At 69.8% G+C, this 16864-nt stretch carries 19 protein-coding genes; 7 read left to right on the forward strand and 12 right to left on the reverse strand.

Annotation, left to right across the window (positions count from 1 at the left end; genetic code table 11):
* Window positions 1-215: 215 nt before the first annotated feature.
* Together U7230_RS14135 and larA are read left to right on the forward strand one after the other, a co-directional pair.
* On the forward strand, window positions 216-578 hold the full coding sequence (locus U7230_RS14135; RefSeq protein ID WP_324716475.1) for a DUF167 domain-containing protein: 363 nt from the start codon (window positions 216-218) through the stop codon (window positions 576-578).
* Between the two features lie 6 nt (window positions 579-584).
* The gene (gene larA / locus U7230_RS14140; RefSeq protein WP_324716476.1) at window positions 585-1859 is read left to right on the forward strand and encodes a nickel-dependent lactate racemase; all 1275 of its coding nucleotides are present in this window, start codon (window positions 585-587) and stop codon (window positions 1857-1859) included.
* A 24-nt stretch (window positions 1860-1883) separates the two neighbouring features.
* On the opposite strand, the gene U7230_RS14145 is transcribed toward larA, so the two are convergent.
* From U7230_RS14145 to U7230_RS14175, 7 genes are all read right to left on the reverse strand, one after another.
* The gene (locus U7230_RS14145; protein ID WP_324716477.1) at window positions 1884-3377 is read right to left on the reverse strand and encodes an Nramp family divalent metal transporter; all 1494 of its coding nucleotides are present in this window, start codon (window positions 3375-3377) and stop codon (window positions 1884-1886) included.
* A gap of 211 nt (window positions 3378-3588) precedes the next feature.
* Entirely contained in the window at window positions 3589-4485 is an 897-nt protein-coding gene (locus U7230_RS14150; RefSeq protein ID WP_324716478.1) for a PstA family ABC transporter permease, read from the reverse strand.
* Entirely contained in the window at window positions 4433-5425 is a 993-nt protein-coding gene (locus U7230_RS14155; RefSeq protein ID WP_324716479.1) for a PstC family ABC transporter permease, read from the reverse strand. Before U7230_RS14155 ends, U7230_RS14150 begins: the two co-directional genes overlap by 53 nt.
* A gap of 27 nt (window positions 5426-5452) precedes the next feature.
* Window positions 5453-6298, reverse strand: coding sequence for a phosphate ABC transporter substrate-binding protein (locus U7230_RS14160; protein ID WP_324716480.1), 846 nt, complete (start codon window positions 6296-6298; stop codon window positions 5453-5455).
* Window positions 6299-6321: 23 nt separating this feature from the next.
* On the reverse strand, window positions 6322-8094 hold the full coding sequence (locus tag U7230_RS14165; RefSeq protein ID WP_324716481.1) for a GGDEF domain-containing protein: 1773 nt from the start codon (window positions 8092-8094) through the stop codon (window positions 6322-6324).
* A 28-nt stretch (window positions 8095-8122) separates the two neighbouring features.
* Window positions 8123-8881, reverse strand: coding sequence for an ATP-binding cassette domain-containing protein (locus U7230_RS14170; RefSeq protein WP_324716482.1), 759 nt, complete (start codon window positions 8879-8881; stop codon window positions 8123-8125).
* Between the two features lie 136 nt (window positions 8882-9017).
* On the reverse strand, window positions 9018-9353 hold the full coding sequence (locus U7230_RS14175) for a heavy metal-binding domain-containing protein (RefSeq protein ID WP_324718255.1): 336 nt from the start codon (window positions 9351-9353) through the stop codon (window positions 9018-9020).
* Window positions 9354-9574: 221 nt separating this feature from the next.
* Between U7230_RS14175 and U7230_RS14180 the strand changes: the two genes are divergently transcribed.
* From U7230_RS14180 to U7230_RS14200, 5 genes are all read left to right on the forward strand, one after another.
* The gene (locus tag U7230_RS14180) at window positions 9575-10567 is read left to right on the forward strand and encodes an RsmB/NOP family class I SAM-dependent RNA methyltransferase (RefSeq protein ID WP_324716483.1); all 993 of its coding nucleotides are present in this window, start codon (window positions 9575-9577) and stop codon (window positions 10565-10567) included.
* Window positions 10568-10829: 262 nt separating this feature from the next.
* A complete protein-coding gene (locus tag U7230_RS14185; protein ID WP_324716484.1) occupies window positions 10830-11093 on the forward strand; it encodes a type II toxin-antitoxin system Phd/YefM family antitoxin in 264 nt (87 codons plus the stop codon).
* A complete protein-coding gene (locus tag U7230_RS14190; protein WP_324716485.1) occupies window positions 11090-11524 on the forward strand; it encodes a type II toxin-antitoxin system VapC family toxin in 435 nt (144 codons plus the stop codon). Before U7230_RS14185 ends, U7230_RS14190 begins: the two co-directional genes overlap by 4 nt.
* 27 nt (window positions 11525-11551) lie before the next feature.
* Complete coding sequence (locus U7230_RS14195; protein WP_324716486.1) at window positions 11552-11689, forward strand: hypothetical protein; 138 nt, start codon at window positions 11552-11554, stop codon at window positions 11687-11689.
* The gene (locus U7230_RS14200) at window positions 11674-12189 is read left to right on the forward strand and encodes a hypothetical protein (RefSeq protein ID WP_324716487.1); all 516 of its coding nucleotides are present in this window, start codon (window positions 11674-11676) and stop codon (window positions 12187-12189) included. The genes U7230_RS14195 and U7230_RS14200 overlap by 16 nt, the downstream gene beginning before the upstream one ends.
* A 7-nt stretch (window positions 12190-12196) precedes the next feature.
* On the opposite strand, the gene U7230_RS14205 is transcribed toward U7230_RS14200, so the two are convergent.
* From U7230_RS14205 to U7230_RS14225, 5 genes are all read right to left on the reverse strand, one after another.
* Window positions 12197-13006 (reverse strand): ABC transporter permease, encoded by an 810-nt coding sequence (locus U7230_RS14205; protein WP_324716488.1) that lies wholly within the window; start codon window positions 13004-13006, stop codon window positions 12197-12199.
* Window positions 13003-13686, reverse strand: coding sequence for an ABC transporter ATP-binding protein (locus tag U7230_RS14210; protein ID WP_324718256.1), 684 nt, complete (start codon window positions 13684-13686; stop codon window positions 13003-13005). The genes U7230_RS14205 and U7230_RS14210 overlap by 4 nt, the downstream gene beginning before the upstream one ends.
* A 103-nt stretch (window positions 13687-13789) precedes the next feature.
* Window positions 13790-14779: a sulfite exporter TauE/SafE family protein gene (locus tag U7230_RS14215; RefSeq protein ID WP_324716489.1), complete on the reverse strand. Its 990-nt coding sequence runs from the start codon at window positions 14777-14779 to the stop codon at window positions 13790-13792.
* Window positions 14780-14909: 130 nt separating this feature from the next.
* Window positions 14910-15863, reverse strand: coding sequence for a DNA-methyltransferase (locus tag U7230_RS14220; RefSeq protein ID WP_324716490.1), 954 nt, complete (start codon window positions 15861-15863; stop codon window positions 14910-14912).
* Window positions 15864-16054: 191 nt separating this feature from the next.
* A complete protein-coding gene (locus tag U7230_RS14225) occupies window positions 16055-16771 on the reverse strand; it encodes a hypothetical protein (RefSeq protein WP_324716491.1) in 717 nt (238 codons plus the stop codon).
* Between the last annotated feature and the right edge of the window lie 93 nt (window positions 16772-16864).

Raw genomic sequence — 16864 nt, forward strand, 5'->3', positions numbered from 1 at the left:
CGGGCAAGGGCTTCGTTCACGGCCGCCCCGATCTTGGCCATGGCAGGCCACGAGGTTTCTGCGGACGCCCGCACGTGGACGTTCACGCTGCGTAAAAGGGTCGACCTGCCAGGAGTGGGCGGTGCGAGCATCGAAGACACGGCACTCGTGACCGAGACGGGCGGCGAGGCCCCGATCGGGTTGAGGGGGCCATGGGTGGTTGAGGAGAGCCGGCCGTGGCTGAACGGCCTTCGGTGCCGCGCGAAGGGAGCGCTCCGCCGGCAACGGGCCCAGGCGCATGGGAGTGCCTGCGCCAGGAAGGCGGGCGTCTCATCCTCACCGTGTACGTCCAGCCGGGGGCGAGCCGCTCGGAGATCGCCGGCTTGCACGGCAGGGCGCTCAAGGTACGGGTGAGCGCGCCGCCGGTCGAAGGGCGCGCCAACGATGCCGTACGGGACCTGCTCGCAGCGGCCCTCGATGTGCCCCGGTCGTCCTTGGCGCTGGTGCGGGGCGGTGCTGCACGGACCAAGTGGTGGGCGGTGCAGGGGCTACCCCTCGAGGAGGCGAAGCGACGCCTGGGGCCATACGTGAGGAGCTGACAGGCCATGGCGATGCGCGTCGACTTCCCTTACGGTCAGGGTCACGTAACGGCGGAGCTCCCCGACGATACCACCGTCATCGAGCCTCACCCGCAGCCCGGCCTGGAAGATGAGCGAGCGGCGTTCGTCTCGGCGCTCCGGGCGCCCATCGGGTCGGCTCCTCTACGGCAGCTCGTGGGGCCGGACGACCGGGTCGTCATCGTCATTGCGGATGGGACCCGCGCCGCGCCCAGCGAGCGCATGGTGCCCTGGATCCTCGAGGAGCTGGACGCCGTCCCTCGCGACCGCGTCACGGTGCTGGTCGGTACGGGCACCCACCGGCCCAACACGCCAGCCGAGCTGGAGCGCATGCTGGGGCGACGACTGCTCCAGGAGGTCCGGGTCGTCAACCACTCGGCTTACGACGACGCCGGCCTGGTGCACCTCGGAGAGGTGCCCGGCGGGGGCCCCGTGTGGCTCAACCGGCACTACGTCGAGGCCTCCGTCCGCATCGTGACCGGCTTCATCGAACCCCACTTCTTCGCCGGGTTTTCGGGTGGCCCCAAAGGCGTGGCGCCGGGAGTGGCGGGCCTGGAGACCATCCTCTGGCTGCACGGCGCCAGGCTCATTGGCGACCCTCGGGCCACCTGGGGAGTGCTCGACGGCAATCCCGTCCACGAGGCGATTCGTGCGGCGGTGAAGCTCGCCCCGCCCCACTTCCTCGCCAACGTGACGCTCAACGAGCGCCGCCAGATCACCGGTGTCTTCGCGGGAAACTACCTGGAGGCGCACCGGGCCGGGTGCGAGGCGTGCCGGCGTGCCAGCACGCGCGCGGTCGACCGGTGGTTCGACGTGGTCGTGACGTCCAACAGCGGCTTCCCGCTGGACCAAAACCTCTACCAGACGGTCAAAGGGCTCAGTGCCGCCGCCCGTATCGTGCGGCCGGGCGGCGCCATCGTGGCCGTCTCCGAGTGTGCCGACGGCGTGCCTTCCCACGGCCGGTTCGGCGAGCTCCTGAGCCGGGGGCGGGGTCCCCGGGATTGGCTGCGCATGGTGGAAGAGCCCGGTTTCCGATCCCTCGACCAGTGGCAGGTGCAAATCCTCGCGATGGTGCTCGAACGAGCGCGGGTCTATCTGCTCTCCTCGCTGCCGCCGGCCACGGTGGAAGCGGCCGGGCTCGTCCCCGTCACCGGCGTCGAGGAGGCACTGGACGCGGAGGCCCACCGGTCCGGCGCTCCCCGGCCCCTGGCCGTGGCCGCCCTTCCGATGGGCCCCCTTACCATTCCCTACGTCAGAATCTGACGACGACAGAATCTGACGACGACGTCAGAACTTGACGCCGAAGAAGTTGGCCAGCGCCGACATCGTCGCGAACGTCGCCCAGAACAGGATCCCGAGCGACAGGAGTACCGTCGAGACGGCTCCCGGGCGGATCTCCCTGGGCAGGTACCTGTGGTTGAGGTAGAGTGTCACGATGCCCGTGAGCGCCAGCACTACGTTGCTCATGTTGGCGGCCAGCAGGATGAGGAAGATCGGCTGCGCCTGGATCCCGTACACCATGATGAACGCGGCCAGCGCCCAGACCACGAACAGCGCCAGGACGGTATAGTAAACCTTCTTGATCTGGTCGCCGGACCACGCCCGCACCCTGGGCGACGTGAACCACAGGACGTCCGTCACCGTACGGGTGAACATGTCCACCGAGCCGAGCTGCGTCGAGAACAGGATCCAGAAGCCCGCCAGGATGGGGATGAACCACCCGGCCGGGCCGATGGCGTTCTTGAGGGCGTCGGCCTGATAGGCGGCGATGCTCCACTGGGCGAGCTCGCTACCCCTCGGGATGACCGCCGTCACCAGCACGTTGGGCAGCAGCATTCCGATGAACGCCCCCACCGTGAACACCCCGACGATGTCGATGACCGTGAGGCGGCGCCAGATCCGCCACCGGCGCAGGTTGTCCTCGGTCGGCTCGAACACCTTGCCCGAAGCCGAGACGGTAATCTTGCGCCCTCCGATGGCAGCCGGAATGGCTCCCACGACCTGGCCCATCCCGAATCCCTTGTCGCGATAATAGTTGCTGATGGTCGTGTTGTTGAGCCCGCCGGCTCCCGCGTATCCGGCCAGGGCTGCCAGCAGGGTGATACTCGCCCCGGCCGGCCAGAAGCCGAACTTGAAGAACCCCGCGATGGTCTCGCTCCACGCCGCCGCCGGCGAGACGATGAGGTTGATGGCGATGAGGAACAGCAAGATCAAGCCGATCATGATCCACTGCGCGATCTCGAGGGTCCGCTCGATGACGCCTCCCACCGAGACCAGAACCACGCACACCAGCAGGAGCAGCGCGCCCAGGCCGATGATGAGCATCGAATCCTGCGGCCCTGCCAGCCGGCCCAGGCTCAACACGGCCACGGCCGTGGCTGCCGTGAACGCCCACCCCGGCCAGGCCCGCTCGAGGAACGAGATGATGACGAGGAGCCAGCCCCAGAAGCGGCTGCCCGGGCGCAGGCGGGCCATGCCCACGAAGATCGGCTCACCGGTGTAGGTGGTGTAACGAACCATTTCGAGGTTGAGCACCGTCTGCAGGATGATGGAAACGGTTGCAATCCACAGAAGCGCAGGACCGTACTTGGCGGTCACGGACGGGCCGATGAGCCATTCACCGCTGCCGATGGCGACTCCCAGTACGATGGCGCTGGGGCCGATGATCTTCAGCACGCTCCTCCAGTCCATGGGGGGCGGCTCGGGAAGCCGCTCGACCGCCAGCGGAGGCCCTGAGCCGATCTCGACCTGCCGGACGCCACGTCTCTCGGCAACTGCCACCAGGGTCACCCCTTCCTGAGGATGTACCCGGGAATTCGCCTTGGAAGATACCGGTTCCTCTCGGATCTTGACGACACGGGACATTCGGGCCTTGACGACACGGGGCGTGCGGTCTGTTGCTGCCATGGAACGCGGTAGAGAAGAAACGGCGGAGCCTTGTTCAACGTATTGAATACCATGGGCAGGCGCTGCCCGGAGAGGGCGCCGGACCTCACCGCGTCCCTCGCGGCCTCGGCCGGCCCCCGGGGCCCGCTCGTGTACGGATCCAGAGCACGGTCCCGTTGAGCGCCAGGGTGACCAGCAGCAGTACCGCCATGGTCGCGTAAAGGTTCGGCTTGGTCATCTCCACGTCGGGCGACTGGGTGGCCAGCACGAAGACGTGATAGCCCAGTTCCATGAACTGGTCGGACGGCTCGAGCGGCAGGGAGGGGGCGAAGTACGCGACCCCGGTGAACATGATGGGAGCCACCTCTCCGACGGCCCGGCTCACGGCGACGAGAGCCCCGGTCAGCACGCCCCTGCCGACCAGGGGCAGCACCCCGAATCGCACGGCATCCCAGGGGCCGAGCCCAAGGGCTCGCCCGGCCCGCCGGTGGTTGGGCGGCACTTCCCCGAGCGCCCGCTCCGTCGAGCTGACCACCACGGGCAACGTGTACGCTGCCATGGTGAGACCCGCCCACACCACCGCGGGCTGGCCGTAGACCAGGTTGCTTCCGGAGAACCACCGATCCAGCTGCTGGCCGACCCCGAGCACGAAGAAACCCAGGCCGAACAAGCCGTACACGATGGCGGGCAGCCCCGCCAGGCGGCTCACGCTCCACCGCATGGCCCGCCCCGTGAGGGAGCGCTCGTCCGAGAAGGCCGCCAGGTAGATGCCGCCCAGCACCCCCACCGGCACGGTGATCAACCCCACCATCGCCACCAGCGCGAGCGTCCCTACGATGGCCGGCAGGATGCCCCCGGAGGCGAGTCCCTCTTCCGGCGGGAGGGTGAAGAAGTCCCGGCTGAAGCGAGGCACTCCCAGCGCCAGCACGGCGACGACGAGCGCAACGAAGCTAGCGACGACGAGGGCGCTGGCTGCGGCCGAAAGCCACCGCAACAGCCTCATGGCCGTTCTCCGGGTCGCCGGGCACGAGCAGGGGCGGCGCCGGGCGAGTCAGCCGGGCCAGCAGTTCGTGCGCCGCCAGCGAGACCGCCAGCAGGATGGCCCCCAGCATGAACAGCACGCTGTAGTGGGTGCTGCCGTACACCACGGATCCCATCTCGGCGGCGATGGTGCCGGCCAGGGTCCGCGCCGAGTCGAGCGGGGAGAGGGAAAGCACTGCGGCGTTGCCGGTCAGCATGACCGGGATCATGGTCTCGCCGAAGGCCCGGGCGAACGCCGCCACCCCGGCTCCTGCGAACCACCGCCACCCCGCCGGCAAGGCCAGGTGAACCCACGCTCCCCCCTCGGGGATACCGAGGGCCCGGGCGGCCCGGTAGACTCCGGATGGCAGGGCGGACAGGCCGTCCGCCGCCATCCGGAAGACCAGGGGCACGGACCATAGCCCCAGCACGACCGCCGCGAGGCAAGCGTTGAGCTCGGAGGGGGCCCCCGTCACCTGCTGCAGGGGCGTCGCCAGGAAGAGCAACCCTGCCGCACCCAGCACCACCGTCGGCACCCCGTCCAACAACTCCATCACGGCTGCCACCGCCGTCCTCACCGCCGGGTGGGCGTGGCGGGTAACGTGGAAGGCCGCGAGCGAGCCGAGCGGCCACGCCACCGCCAGCGACAGCAGGCTCACCCGGGTGGTCCCCACCAGCAGGGGCACGATGGAGTACTTGGGCCGCAGGGCCACGGGCTGCCACACGTACGGACGAGAAGGCGCAGGGCCGGGCTCGTCGCCCCACCAGAGATGGGCAGGGTGGAGCGCTTCCCCCGGCAGCGGTTGGGTCCAGACCAGGAGCGCCTCGCGCAGGATGAAGTAGAGGATCGCCAGCACGCCCAGCACGCTCACCCAGGCGGCCGCACCCGAGAGCCCGATCCAGCCCCGCTCCGCGCGACGCATGGCTCCGATACGCGTCCACCGCTCCTCTCAGCGCAGCGGGATGTAGCCCACTTCGGCGACGACGGCCTGGCCCTCGTCGGAGAGCACCCAGTCGAGCAGCTGCCGGGCCAAAGGGCCGGGCTCTCCGAGGGTGTACCAGTAGAGCGGCCGGCTCAGCGGGTACGTGCCGTTTCGCACGGTCTCCAGGGAAGGCGCCACTGCAGGGGCCCCTTCATGCGCCCGGATCCGCAGAGCCCGCACCCCGTGCGCGTACGCGATGCCGCCGAAGCCGATGCCGTTGGGGGTCCGGGCCACTGCGTTGACCAGCGCCGCCGTACCCGGCATGGTCTGGGCCCTCGGGGTATAGTCCTCGTTTTGCATGACGTGTTCCCGGAAGAAGACGTAGGTGCCGGAGTTGTGCTCCCGGCTGTATACGATGATGGGTTGGTCCAGCCCCCCGACTTCCGACCATCGCCGGATGCGCCCGGTGAAGATGCCCCGCAGCTGGTCGACCGTCAGCGCCTCGACCGGATTGGCCTCGTTGACGTAGACGGTGACGCCGTCCTTCGCCACCACGAACTCGTGCACCTCTTTGCCCCTGCGCTGCCGGGCCAGCGCCCGCTCCTGGGCGGTCATGGGGCGCGACGCCTCCGCGATGTCGGTCGTGCCGTTGATCAGGGCGGCGATCCCGGATCCCGAGCCGCCTCCCGTGACCTGGACGGCGATGTCCGGGTTTTTCCTGGCGAACTGCTCTGCCCACCGCTGTCCCAGGATGACCATGGTATCCGAACCCTTGATGGTGAGCGCCTGCCGGGCCATCGCGGGATGGCTTCCCCAGCCCTCCAGCGCCGCCAGCAGGAGCAGTGGCGCTCCCCACTTCCAGGCGCCTTTCATCGCACGGCCTCCTTCCGCTCGTCCTACATCACGATGGCGTTTCCCTCCTGGATCTTGGCCTTCCGTTTCAACTGCCCCACGTTGGAGACGAACTCCAGGTACGACCGTACGTGGCCGCGCGGATTGTGGAGGATGGCGATCGAGAGGGTCATGATGCCGAAACGGGTACGGTTGCCTCTACGGTCCTCTCCTTCGATGTACCCGCGAGCCAGGTCTTCGGGAGAGTAGAGCAGGCGTACGCGGCTGTCGAAGGCTTCCACCACGGCTCGGGCCACCTCGGGCCCGGAGTCGCCGGGCACCACCATGACGAAGTCGTCCCCTCCCACGTGCCCGACGAAGCTTTCTCCCGGAGGAAACCGGGCAGCCTGGGCCTGCAACACTTCGGCCAGAGCGCGGATGGCCTGGTCGCCGCGCTTGAAGTCGTAATGGTCGTTGAACGCTTTGAAATCGTCGATGTCGCAATAGAGCACCGAGAAGTCGGCTCCGTGCTCCAACCGTCGCGCCACCTCGCGTTCGATGACGCGGTTGCCCGGCAAGCCGGTCAGCGGGTTGGCGTCGCGGGCGGCCTCGATCTGCAGCTGGGTGATGCGCTGCAAGAGCCGCCGCACGGTCACGAGACCCTGATAACGCCCGTCGTCCGTCACGATGATGCTGTCGTACGCCGACGACTCCTGGCGCTGGGTGGCCCGGTACGCGACTTCGGAGAGAGGGGTCGAGCCGTCCACGACGAGGGGGACGGGATCGGCCGCGAGCCGCACGGGCCGCGCGGAGAAGATGGCCCGCCCGTACCGGCGGCCCAGGAGATAAAAGAGCCGGTCCCTCATGACAAGGCCTACCGGATGCCCGTGTTCGACCACGGCCACGGCGCTGAGGCCCGGATCCTGCTCGAAGCGTTGAAGGACCGCGGTGACCTGGCAATCGGGTTCGACCGGGGGCACGCTCTCGGCGAGTTCGCCGACCGGGGGTTCGGCGTGCCCGGTGCCCAGAAAGATCCGCTGGGCCGCCCTCAGTTCCGCGAGGCTCTCCGGCGACACCGGCGGCGGCACCGGCTGCGGGCGGGCGAGCAGGAATCCCTGGCCCATGTCGACGCCGGCCCGCACCAGGAACCGGAGCTCTTCGAGCCGCTCGATGCCTTCCGCCACGACCTGGATCGAAGCGGAGTGAGCCGCCTCCACGATGCCCCGCACCAGGTGCTGGCGCATCGGGTCCTGGTCGACGTGGTCGATGAGGCTGCGGTCGATCTTCACGAAATCGGGTTTGAGCGTCAGGAGGCTCTGGAGGGAGCTGTGCCCGGCCCCCATGTCGTCGATGCCGATGGCAAATCCCTGCCGGCGATAGTGGCGAATGGCTCCCTCGATGTGGCGGCCCTCGTCCAGGGAAGCCGCCTCGGTCAGCTCCAGCACCACCGCCTCCAGGGGCAAGCGGGCTGCATCCACCCATTGGCGGGTGAGCCCCTGCCGGAAGCCGGGCTCGGAGAGGCTCAGCGGGTGGACGTTGAGGAAAAGCCGGGGTGACGGGCCGTCCGCGCTGCCTTCTGCGCGAGGCAGGGCTTTGCGCACCAGCTCGGCCCAGCGGTGAATCGCCAGGCGCCGGCTGGCCGCGTCGACCTCCCAAAGGCGGCCGCTCGCCCGCGCCCAGGCGAACAGGCTTGCGGCGCTCTCGATGGCGCTACCCTCGGGACCGCGGGTCAGGGCTTCGTAACCGGCGACGGTCCCGTCCCTGAGGCGCACGATCGGCTGGTAGAAGGTACGCAGGCTCGGGAGTTGGGCGCCGGGTGCGGTGGGGGCATCGCCCATGGAGTGGCTCGTGCTCCTTTCTGTGTGTTCATCCCTGGTGCAGCAAGCGCTCCGTACGGGGGTCCGAAGGATTCAGGAGGATGTCGGCGACAGGGCCGGACTCCACGAGCTCTCCGTCGAGGAGGACGGCGACCGTATCGCCCAGGCGGGCGGCTCGTTCGGGCGACTGGGTGGCCACGACGACCGGCCTCCCGGCGGCGATGCGGCGGAGCACCGCCTCCACGGCGAGCCCTGCGTGGGGGCCGAGGGTGGCGGCGGGTTCGTCCACCAGCAGGACGTGCGGGTCGCCCACCAGCGCCCGCGCCAGGGAAAGCTGGTAAGCCTGGGCCGGCGAAAGGTGCTCGACACGGCGGGAGAGGCCACCCGGCCACAGCTCCGCCAGACCCGCATCCTCGAGCGCCCTGCGCATGGCGGCCAGCTGGAGCGGCCGGGGCTGGCGGCGCAGTGACGGGGCCAGAGAGAGATTGCGCAGGACCGTGCCGGGGAAGAGGTAGGGCTCCTCCATCACGACGGGGGCCAGGTGGCGATACGAAGCGGCCGGGCCGCCGGCCGGCAGCACCCGGCGGTCGCGCACCCACACTTCGCCTCTGGCCGCGGTGCCTGCCTCGTCCTCCAGCAGCCCGTTGATGGCCCACAGGATCGTGGACTTCCCCGCGCCCGGCGGCCCGAGCAGCACGGTAACGCCGGTGGCCGGGACGTCGAGGCTGAGATCCCGCACCGCCAGGCGCCCCGCCCAGGAGATGGTCAGCTGCCGTATGCGAATGACGGCTTGCTCCGGCTGGCGCAACGGCGCATTCCCCGTATGCCATGGACTGGATCGATTGGTCTGCGTTTCCTGTGCAGCAGGGTAGCACCGGCGGGTCACAAGTGTGCAACGGCCGGGTTCACCCGGCCGTTACATCGACAACGGTGGGGCCCGGGCGTCAGGCGCGGGGCGAGGAGGCGATCCGGACCGCCGTGCCCGAGGCGCTGACCATCAGCATGCTACCCCCGGACCCCACGACTTCGTAGTCCAGGTCTATGCCGACGACGGCGTTGCCGCCGAGCTCGCGGCAGCGCTCCGCCATCTCCGACAGGGCGATCTCCCGGGCTCTGGCCAACTCCTGCTCGTAGGCCGCACTGCGGCCTCCTACGATGTCGCGGATCACGGCGAACATGTCTCGGAAGACGTTGGCTCCCAGGATGGCTTCCCCCGTCACGATTCCCAGGTACTCCTCGATGGGCCGTCCCTCGACGCCCGGCGTCGTGGTCATGATCACGCCGTACATGCGCGATGCCTCCTTTCGGGTGCCGTCCGGACCTGCCGGACGGCACGAGTGCCTCTCGACGGTGCGTCACTGGCCACAAGCCAGGGGTTCATGGGGCCGGGCGGCCTGGGCGGCGGTGTCCAGGCAGTGTACCATGAGGTAGGGCCGGAAAGCGCCGGGACCTTGGCCCGGCGAAGCCGTGGCCGGCCGGTTGGCCAGGAGGAAGGGCTCCGGTGTCGTCGACCAGGACGCAGCCGCTGCGGTTGCCGGACGCCTTCGTCCAGCGGCTGCGGGACTCGTGGGGGCCGCTCGAGGTGGACCGGATGCTGGCGGGCATGCGCGCGCCCCGGCCCGTCACGCTCCGGGTCAATACGCTGCGCACCAACGTGCGAGCCACTATCGCGGCCCTCTGGCAAGCCGGCATCAAGGTGGAACGGGTGAGCTGGTACCCCGACGCGCTCATCGTCAAGAACGCGCGCGAATCCCGGCTCGAGGCGCTACCCGAGTATCGCGACGGCCACTTCTACCTTCAGAGCCTCTCCAGCATGGTCCCGCCCCTCGTGCTGGCGCCGCGGCCGGGCGAGCGGGTACTGGACGTGGCGGCGGCGCCTGGGAGCAAGACCACGCAGATGGCGGCCATGATGGAAAACCGAGGCGCCATCCTCGCCATCGAGACGAGCGCGGTGCGGGCCGAGCGGCTGCGTTTCAACCTGCAGCGCCAGCAGGTGACCATCGCCGAGGTCAGGGTGGGCGACGGGCGACGCCTTGGGCCCGGCTCGCGAGGGCAGTTCGACCGGGTCCTGCTGGACGCCCCGTGCAGCGGCGAGGGGCGGTTCGTGATGGGGGACGTCTCCACGTACCGGCACTGGTCCGAGCGGCTCGTGCGGCGTCTCGTGCCGCTGCAGCGGCAGTTGCTCTCGAGCGCCCTGAGGGCCGTGAGGCCCGGCGGCGTGGTGGTCTACTCCACGTGCACCATCAACCCTGACGAAAACGAGGGTGTCGTCGAGTGGGCGCTCGGGCGGTACGGGGACGCGCTCGAGGTGCTGCCCATCGAGCTTGCGCTACCCGCACGGTGGCCCGGGCTCACGGGCGGGGGAGGCCATCCGGCGCTCCGGCTCGCCTTGCGCATCCCGCCCTCGGCCACGATGGAGGGCTTCTTCGTCTGCAAGCTGAGAGTGAAGCGGCCGCTGCAAACCTCCCCTCCCGACGGTTCTCCTGGCAACTGATGGGTCTCGTTGGAAGAGCGTTCCCCATCAAAGCCGGGATCACGCGCCGTCCGGTGGCGGCGAAGACCGTATCGCCAAACTGACGAGGTCCTGTTTGCGCATGGGTCGTATCGTCACGGCCGCCCTTGCTCACCCCGCTCCAGGTTGGGGGCGTCGTCTGTCAGGATGAGCGCAGATCGGATCGTCCGGGACCGGGTGCTGTTTTCCCCGTTGTGTTGCCGTGCCCGTTCGGCGTACGCTGTGACCATGGGAGGGATGTTTTGTGGAGCGCGTAGCCATCCGGCAGTTGAGGGACGGGCTGACCACCTTCCTGCGCCGGGTGCGAGCGGGCGAGTCCTTGCTCATCACGGATCGCAACACGCCCATCGCCCAGCTGACCCCGGTGGCACCAGGACATGCCAGTCTGGCTGGGCTGGTTGCGCAAGGATGGGTCGACTGGGGGGGCGGCAAACCGCGAGGAGCGGCTCGCCCGGCTCGCGTACGTGAGGGCCGGGTTTCGGACCTGGTGGTCGAAGCTCGACGGTGATCCTCTACCTGGATACGAGCGCCATCGTCAAGCTCTACGTCGATGAGGATGGGTCGCCGCTCGTCCGGTCCGCAGTCGAGGCGGCCGAGGTAGTGGCCACTTCCCGCGTGGCCTACGCGGAGACTCGCGCCGCCCTGGCCGCAGCTTCCAGACAGGGGCGCATCGCTGAGGCCGAGCGGGCCGTGGCCGCGGCAGCGTTCCGGGCAGACTGGCGGTCGTTTTGCGTGGTCCACGTGACCCAGGAATTGGTGGAGCTGGCCGCCGACCTGGCAGAGGAGAAGGCACTACGGGGGTTTGACGCCATCCACCTTGCCTCAGCCGTGTTTCTCCTACAGCGTACCGGTCAGGTCGTCCGTTTCCTGGCGTGGGATCGCCGCTTGAACCAGGCAGCAGCGGAGATGGGGTTGCAGGTCGAACGGGAGAGCGGATAGCCCCGCGAGCCCCATCAGAGTTGCCCCATGGATCGGCTTCCCGAATCGGCGGACCAGATCCGGGTGATGCCGGTCGAGGTGGCGAAGCGCTACGCACGGGACTCGCTGCAAACCCCCCAGTACACCGCGGGGGCCAGGCGCTCGTACCGGTGGAAGGCCGGCTGAGCTGGGAGTTTCTCTTGGTGCCGAGCGGGGCGGTCATCAAGTGGCTCTTGCCGGCGGGCGGGGTGGCGGTGGTCGACGCGACCACACAGGAGAAAAACACCCGCCTGATCCAGCAGCCCATGCGGCCGGCCGAGGGCGTCTACCTCCGCGGCATCGTCGATGCCCTGTTCATCCACCAGGATCAGGTGAAGGTGACGGAGGTGTCCCGCGGCGAGGACGGCCCCGTCAACCGCCAGCCGTTCTTGATGGCCAATCCGCTGGTGGACTGGTCGGGGTTCGAGATCATCGAGCCGCTGCCGTTCGTGCGCGACGGGGTGCTCTACTGGAAAGTCGTGGTCATGCCCAAGGACGCCGCCGGCATCGCGTACCAGGCTTTTGTCGACAGCCGCACCAACCGGGTCTACACCGTGCAGTCCGACATCGAGCAGCTCCTTGGGGAAATCCGGGAGCGGCTGGACGAGCTCGAGGTGCAGGTCGACCTGCTGAAGCAGGCCAGGTAGTCCCGCCCTACGGCCGGTCCGAGCGGCTGCGCTGCAGCTCCGGGTCGAGGGCCCCGTCGGCCGTGAACAGGCGCCGGTAGGCGGAGAGCACCAGCACCAGGCAGCCCAGGGCGACGGCGGCCGAGATCATGAGCATCACGACGATCTGGTACCGCACCGCCTGACGGGGGTCGGCACCCCCGAGGATCTGGCCGGTCATCATCCCCGGCAGGCTCACCAGGCCCACCACCATCATCGAGTTGATGGTGGGGGTCATGCCGGTGCGCACGGCCTCTTTGACGGACTCCCGCACGGCTTCCCACGGGGTCGCGCCGAAAGCGAGCAGTTCCTCGACTTCCGCAAGCCTCGCCCGGGTGGAGCCGTAGAGGCGCTGGAGTGCCAGGGCGACGCCGTTCATGGAGTTGCCCAGGATCATCCCGAAGATGGGGATGGCAACGCGGGCGGAGTACCAGGGCTCCGGGCGGATGATGAGCCCGACCACGATGCCCCCTACGAGCACCGAGCTGGCGAAAAGCGCCGCAAAGGCCAGCTCCCTCGGGTAGCGCGCGACGTCCCTCGTGCGCGCGGTGGCCGCCTGGGTTGCCACGGCGGTCATGGCCACGGCGACCAGGAAGAGGAGCCAGGGGCGGTTGGACTCGAAGATGAAGGCCAGCACGTAGCCGATGAGCATGAGCTGGACGAACGTGCGCAGCGTGCCCACGAGGAGCGGGCGCAGCAAGCCGAGCTGCAGCGCCGCCGATACGCCGCCGGCCAGGAGCACCAGCACCACCGAGAGGGCGAGCTGCGCGTCGCTGATGGGGATGACGCCGGTGTTCACGGGGCCGCCCCCGTCCCGTTGTGGTGGAGGTCGACCGCGGTCACGGGAGAAAAGGCTCCGCCGTCTTCCTCCACGTGGGAAACCAGCACGAGACCTCGGCCTGGCCGGGCCTTCACCCATGTCCCGAGGAACTGCAGCACCGTGCGGCGGGTATCGGCGTCGAGGGCTGCGGTCGGTTCGTCGAGCAAGAGCACGGACGGGCCGGCGAAGACGGCCCGGAGCAGGGCCACCCGGGCCAGTTCCCCACCCGACAGGGTGCGGGCGTCCTGGGCAGGGTCGCTCAGGCCCAGCCGGGTCATGGCCTCGACGACCCGGTCCCGACCGGGGGGCGGGAGGTCCTTGAAGATCCGCAGCCGGTACGGCACCAGGACGTTGTCGAGCGCGCTGCCGTCGAAGACCACGGGGCGCTGGGCCAGGTAGTGCACGAGCCGGCGCCAGAGCGGGGGAGAGAACTCCCCCATGTCCCGCCCGGCCAGCCACACCCGGCCGGAGACGATGGGCACCAGGCGGGCAAGGGCCCGCAGCAGGGTCGACTTGCCCGCACCGGACGGGCCACGCAGCACCAGCGCGCCCCCTTCGGGGACCGTCCCGGAGGCGACGATGCGGCGCAAGCCCCTGGCCGGCTCGCACACCAGTCGATCGAAACGAAGAACGGGCCCGCAAGCGGAGTCGCTCGTCATCACAAAGGCGATGGTACGCTTCCGGGGACCGGCCGTCAAATGGGCCCGGCCCCCGGCGGCGTACCGGCCTCCAAGGGAGGATCCCCGGGGCGGGCGGCCGCCCTCAGCGCCCGCTCCGCTCCCATACCACCCGCTCGGCCGGGGGCTGCTGCCAGGCCTGAGGAGGCTGGGCAGGACGGGCGGGAAGGGCCCGCACGGGGCGGCGCGGGCGGGAGCCGAGGGCCAGCAGGAGGCTCGCCACCCCCAAGAGCCCCGCGGGCACGACCACCAGCGGGCGAAGCCGTTCGGGAAGGCCCGCAGCCTGCAGTACGACGGGCAGGTTGACCAGCACCACCATGCCGCCCACGGCCGCGGCCAGCAGGCGCTGGGGCATCCGGCTCACGATGTAGGCCGCCAGAGGGGCCGCGACCGCTCCGCCTGCCATCAGGGCGAGCACCCAGGCCGGCTGGACGGCCTGCGTTCCCCTTGCGGCGAGAAAACCTGCCGAGGCAGCCGCCGTCACCAGAAACTCCGCCGTGTCGACCGAACCGATGACCTGCCGGGGAGCGGCCTCCTTACGGGCCAGCAGCAGCGGGGTGGCGACGGGCCCCCAGCCGCCCCCTCCCACCGCGTCGGCAAAGCCGGCGACCCCGCCGATGAGGGCGAGCAACCACGGGCGACCGGGACGCGCTCCGGGCCGGCTCCCGCCGGCGGCGGGCAGGGAGGCTTGGCCCGGACCCTGCCCCCGGGCGTCTCGCACGCAGCGCACCAGGATGTAAGCACCGAGCGACAGCAGCAACACGGAGACGTACGGCCGGGCCAGGTGACCCGGTACGTGGGAAAGCGCCGTCGCCCCCAAGAACGCGCCCACCATCCCCGGGAGGGCGATGGCGCCCACCAGGCGCCATCGGACGTTGCCGACCCGCCAGTGGGCGAGCCCCGACAGGGCGGTCGTGACCAGCTCGGCCACGTGCACCGTCGCCGACACCACGGCGGGAGCGATACCCGCCAGCGTCAGCAGGCTCGCGGAAGAGACTCCGTACGCCATGCCCATGGAGCCGTCCACGAGCTGGGCGATCAGGCCGACCAGCGCCAGGAAGAGCAGTCTTCCCATCCATGCGGCCCCCTCTTCGGCAATGAGGCTGAAGGCCGCGGCGCGCCGCACGCTCCGGTACCGGGCTAGTACGGCAGCAGTCTATGCAGGGGATGGGACACGGGTCCCGGGAACGGAGTACCAGGGAGACCTAGCTGGGCCGGGGCGGCGAGGGGAGGGCCGCCAGCCGGTGGCGGGCCAGTTCGCAGTATTCGGGGACGATGTCGTAGCCCACGTAATGTCGCCCCGCAAGGCGGGCCGCGACGCACGTAGAGCCCGAGCCGCAAAACGGGTCGAGCACCACGTCGCCCACGTAGGAGTAAAGGCGAATGACCCGCTCCGCCAGCGCCACCGGGAACGGGGCCGGGTGGCCGACCCTGCGCGCCGACTCGGGCGGGATGTCCCACACGGAGATCGTGGCTTCGAGGAACTCCTCCGCCGGGATGTCCGACTCCCCGGCATCGGGCCGGCGAAACTCCCCTTTGGCGAACACCAGCAGATACTCGTGGACGTCTCGCAGCCGCGGAGCCCGCGCCGAACGCCAGCTGCCCCACGCGCAGCTGCCGCTCATGCTCTTGCCCTTGCGCCAGATGATCTCCCCGGCCGGCAAGAAGCCGGCGGCGGAGTGAACGGCGTAGAAATACGCGTGCATGGGCACGTAGGGTTTGCGCCCCAGGTTGGCCACGTTGACCACGTAGCGCCCGCCCGGCTTGAGCACGCGGTACACTTCGGCGGCGACCCGGCCGATGAGAGCGAGGTACGCACGCAGGTCGACGTCCGCGTCGTACTCCTTGCCGTCGTTGTACGGGGGCGAAGTGAAGGCGAGGCCCACGCTTCCGTCCGGCACGTGGTCCATCGCCTCGGACGTGTGGCAGTAGATGCGGTCCGCCCACTGCTCCGGCGGCGTCCAGGGCACGGAACGGGCGGCCGATGGGGGCTGGAAAGAGGCGGCTGCCGGCTCCGGAGGGGCCGCCGGCTCAGGGGCGGGCGCGAGGCTCAGCGCAGGCAGGCCGTTGGCATACAGGGTGCGCGAGTAGAAGCCCGAGGCGTCATGGCTCTCCCGCTTGGAGACCCCGAAGCTGGAGGTCCGGGTCCTGCGCGCCACCGGTCGAACCACTCCCCCTGCGCTCGCAGTATTGGCTCCTTGCGCACGGCTCCCTGCACGAAGCGAGCCGGGGCGCTGCAAAGCGCCCCGGCCCCTCACCCCGACCCGGAGGCGACACGGCCTTCGCGTCGTCTCGACGGCAGGCCTCGCGTCACTCGACCCGGGGGCCCTGCGAGCTCCGCCCTCCAGGGTCACCTGCCGGAATCGCCGTCCCGGACCCTCGACCACTCAGGGCCGAAGACCAGCGCCAGCCGATACTGGACACCGCTCAGGGCATCGCCGGGCGCGCCGCTGAGCGGGTCCGTCCCCCGCATGGTCGTCCAGCCCTTACCGGCCCGTGTGTCCCAGAAGTAAGCCGCCCCGGCCTGCAGGTGCAGGAACGGCGTGATCTTGAGGGACACGGACACATCGGGTACGATGCCGAGGATGAACCGCGTGTAAGTCGTTTGGTTCGGCGTACTCAGGTCGAACTTCCCCGACTCTGGCTCGAGTACCGTCAGGGTCGCACCCCCGAACGCCAGCCCGAGGCCGGCGTCCAGCGATACCGGACCGGCAATCGGTCGCTGGTAGCCCACCCGTGGGCCGCCGTAGCCCAGGTCGAACCAGCGGGTGCGGCCATTGCTTGCTTTCGCCTCGACGTGGCCGCCGGCGCCGAACCCCCCTATGGTGAAGCCGTCGGCCCCGACCAGCGGGCCATAGCCGCCACCGCCGAGCAGCCACATGGCATTGCCGACTTCGGGTAGCCCTGCCGCCTTCAGCGCTTGGTTGAGCTCCGGTACGGACAGGGTCTGGTAGGTGGCCGTAAACCCGCCCCCGGCGAACGGGGCGGCCGCAACGATGCCCGACGACGCGACGACGGCGATGAGCGCCACCGCCAGCACGCGGAAAAGGTCGACACGCTTACCCATCGTGATGCGTTGCCTCCTTCGTCCATTCAAGGCTGACCCGTTTCCCCACACCGTTGCTCTCGCCGGGTACGCCAGCGCCAAGAACCGATCCTG

Origin of the sequence: Limnochorda sp. L945t (assembly GCF_035593305.1) — a bacterium.
Lineage (GTDB): Bacteria > Bacillota > Limnochordia > Limnochordales > Geochordaceae > Carboxydichorda > Carboxydichorda subterranea.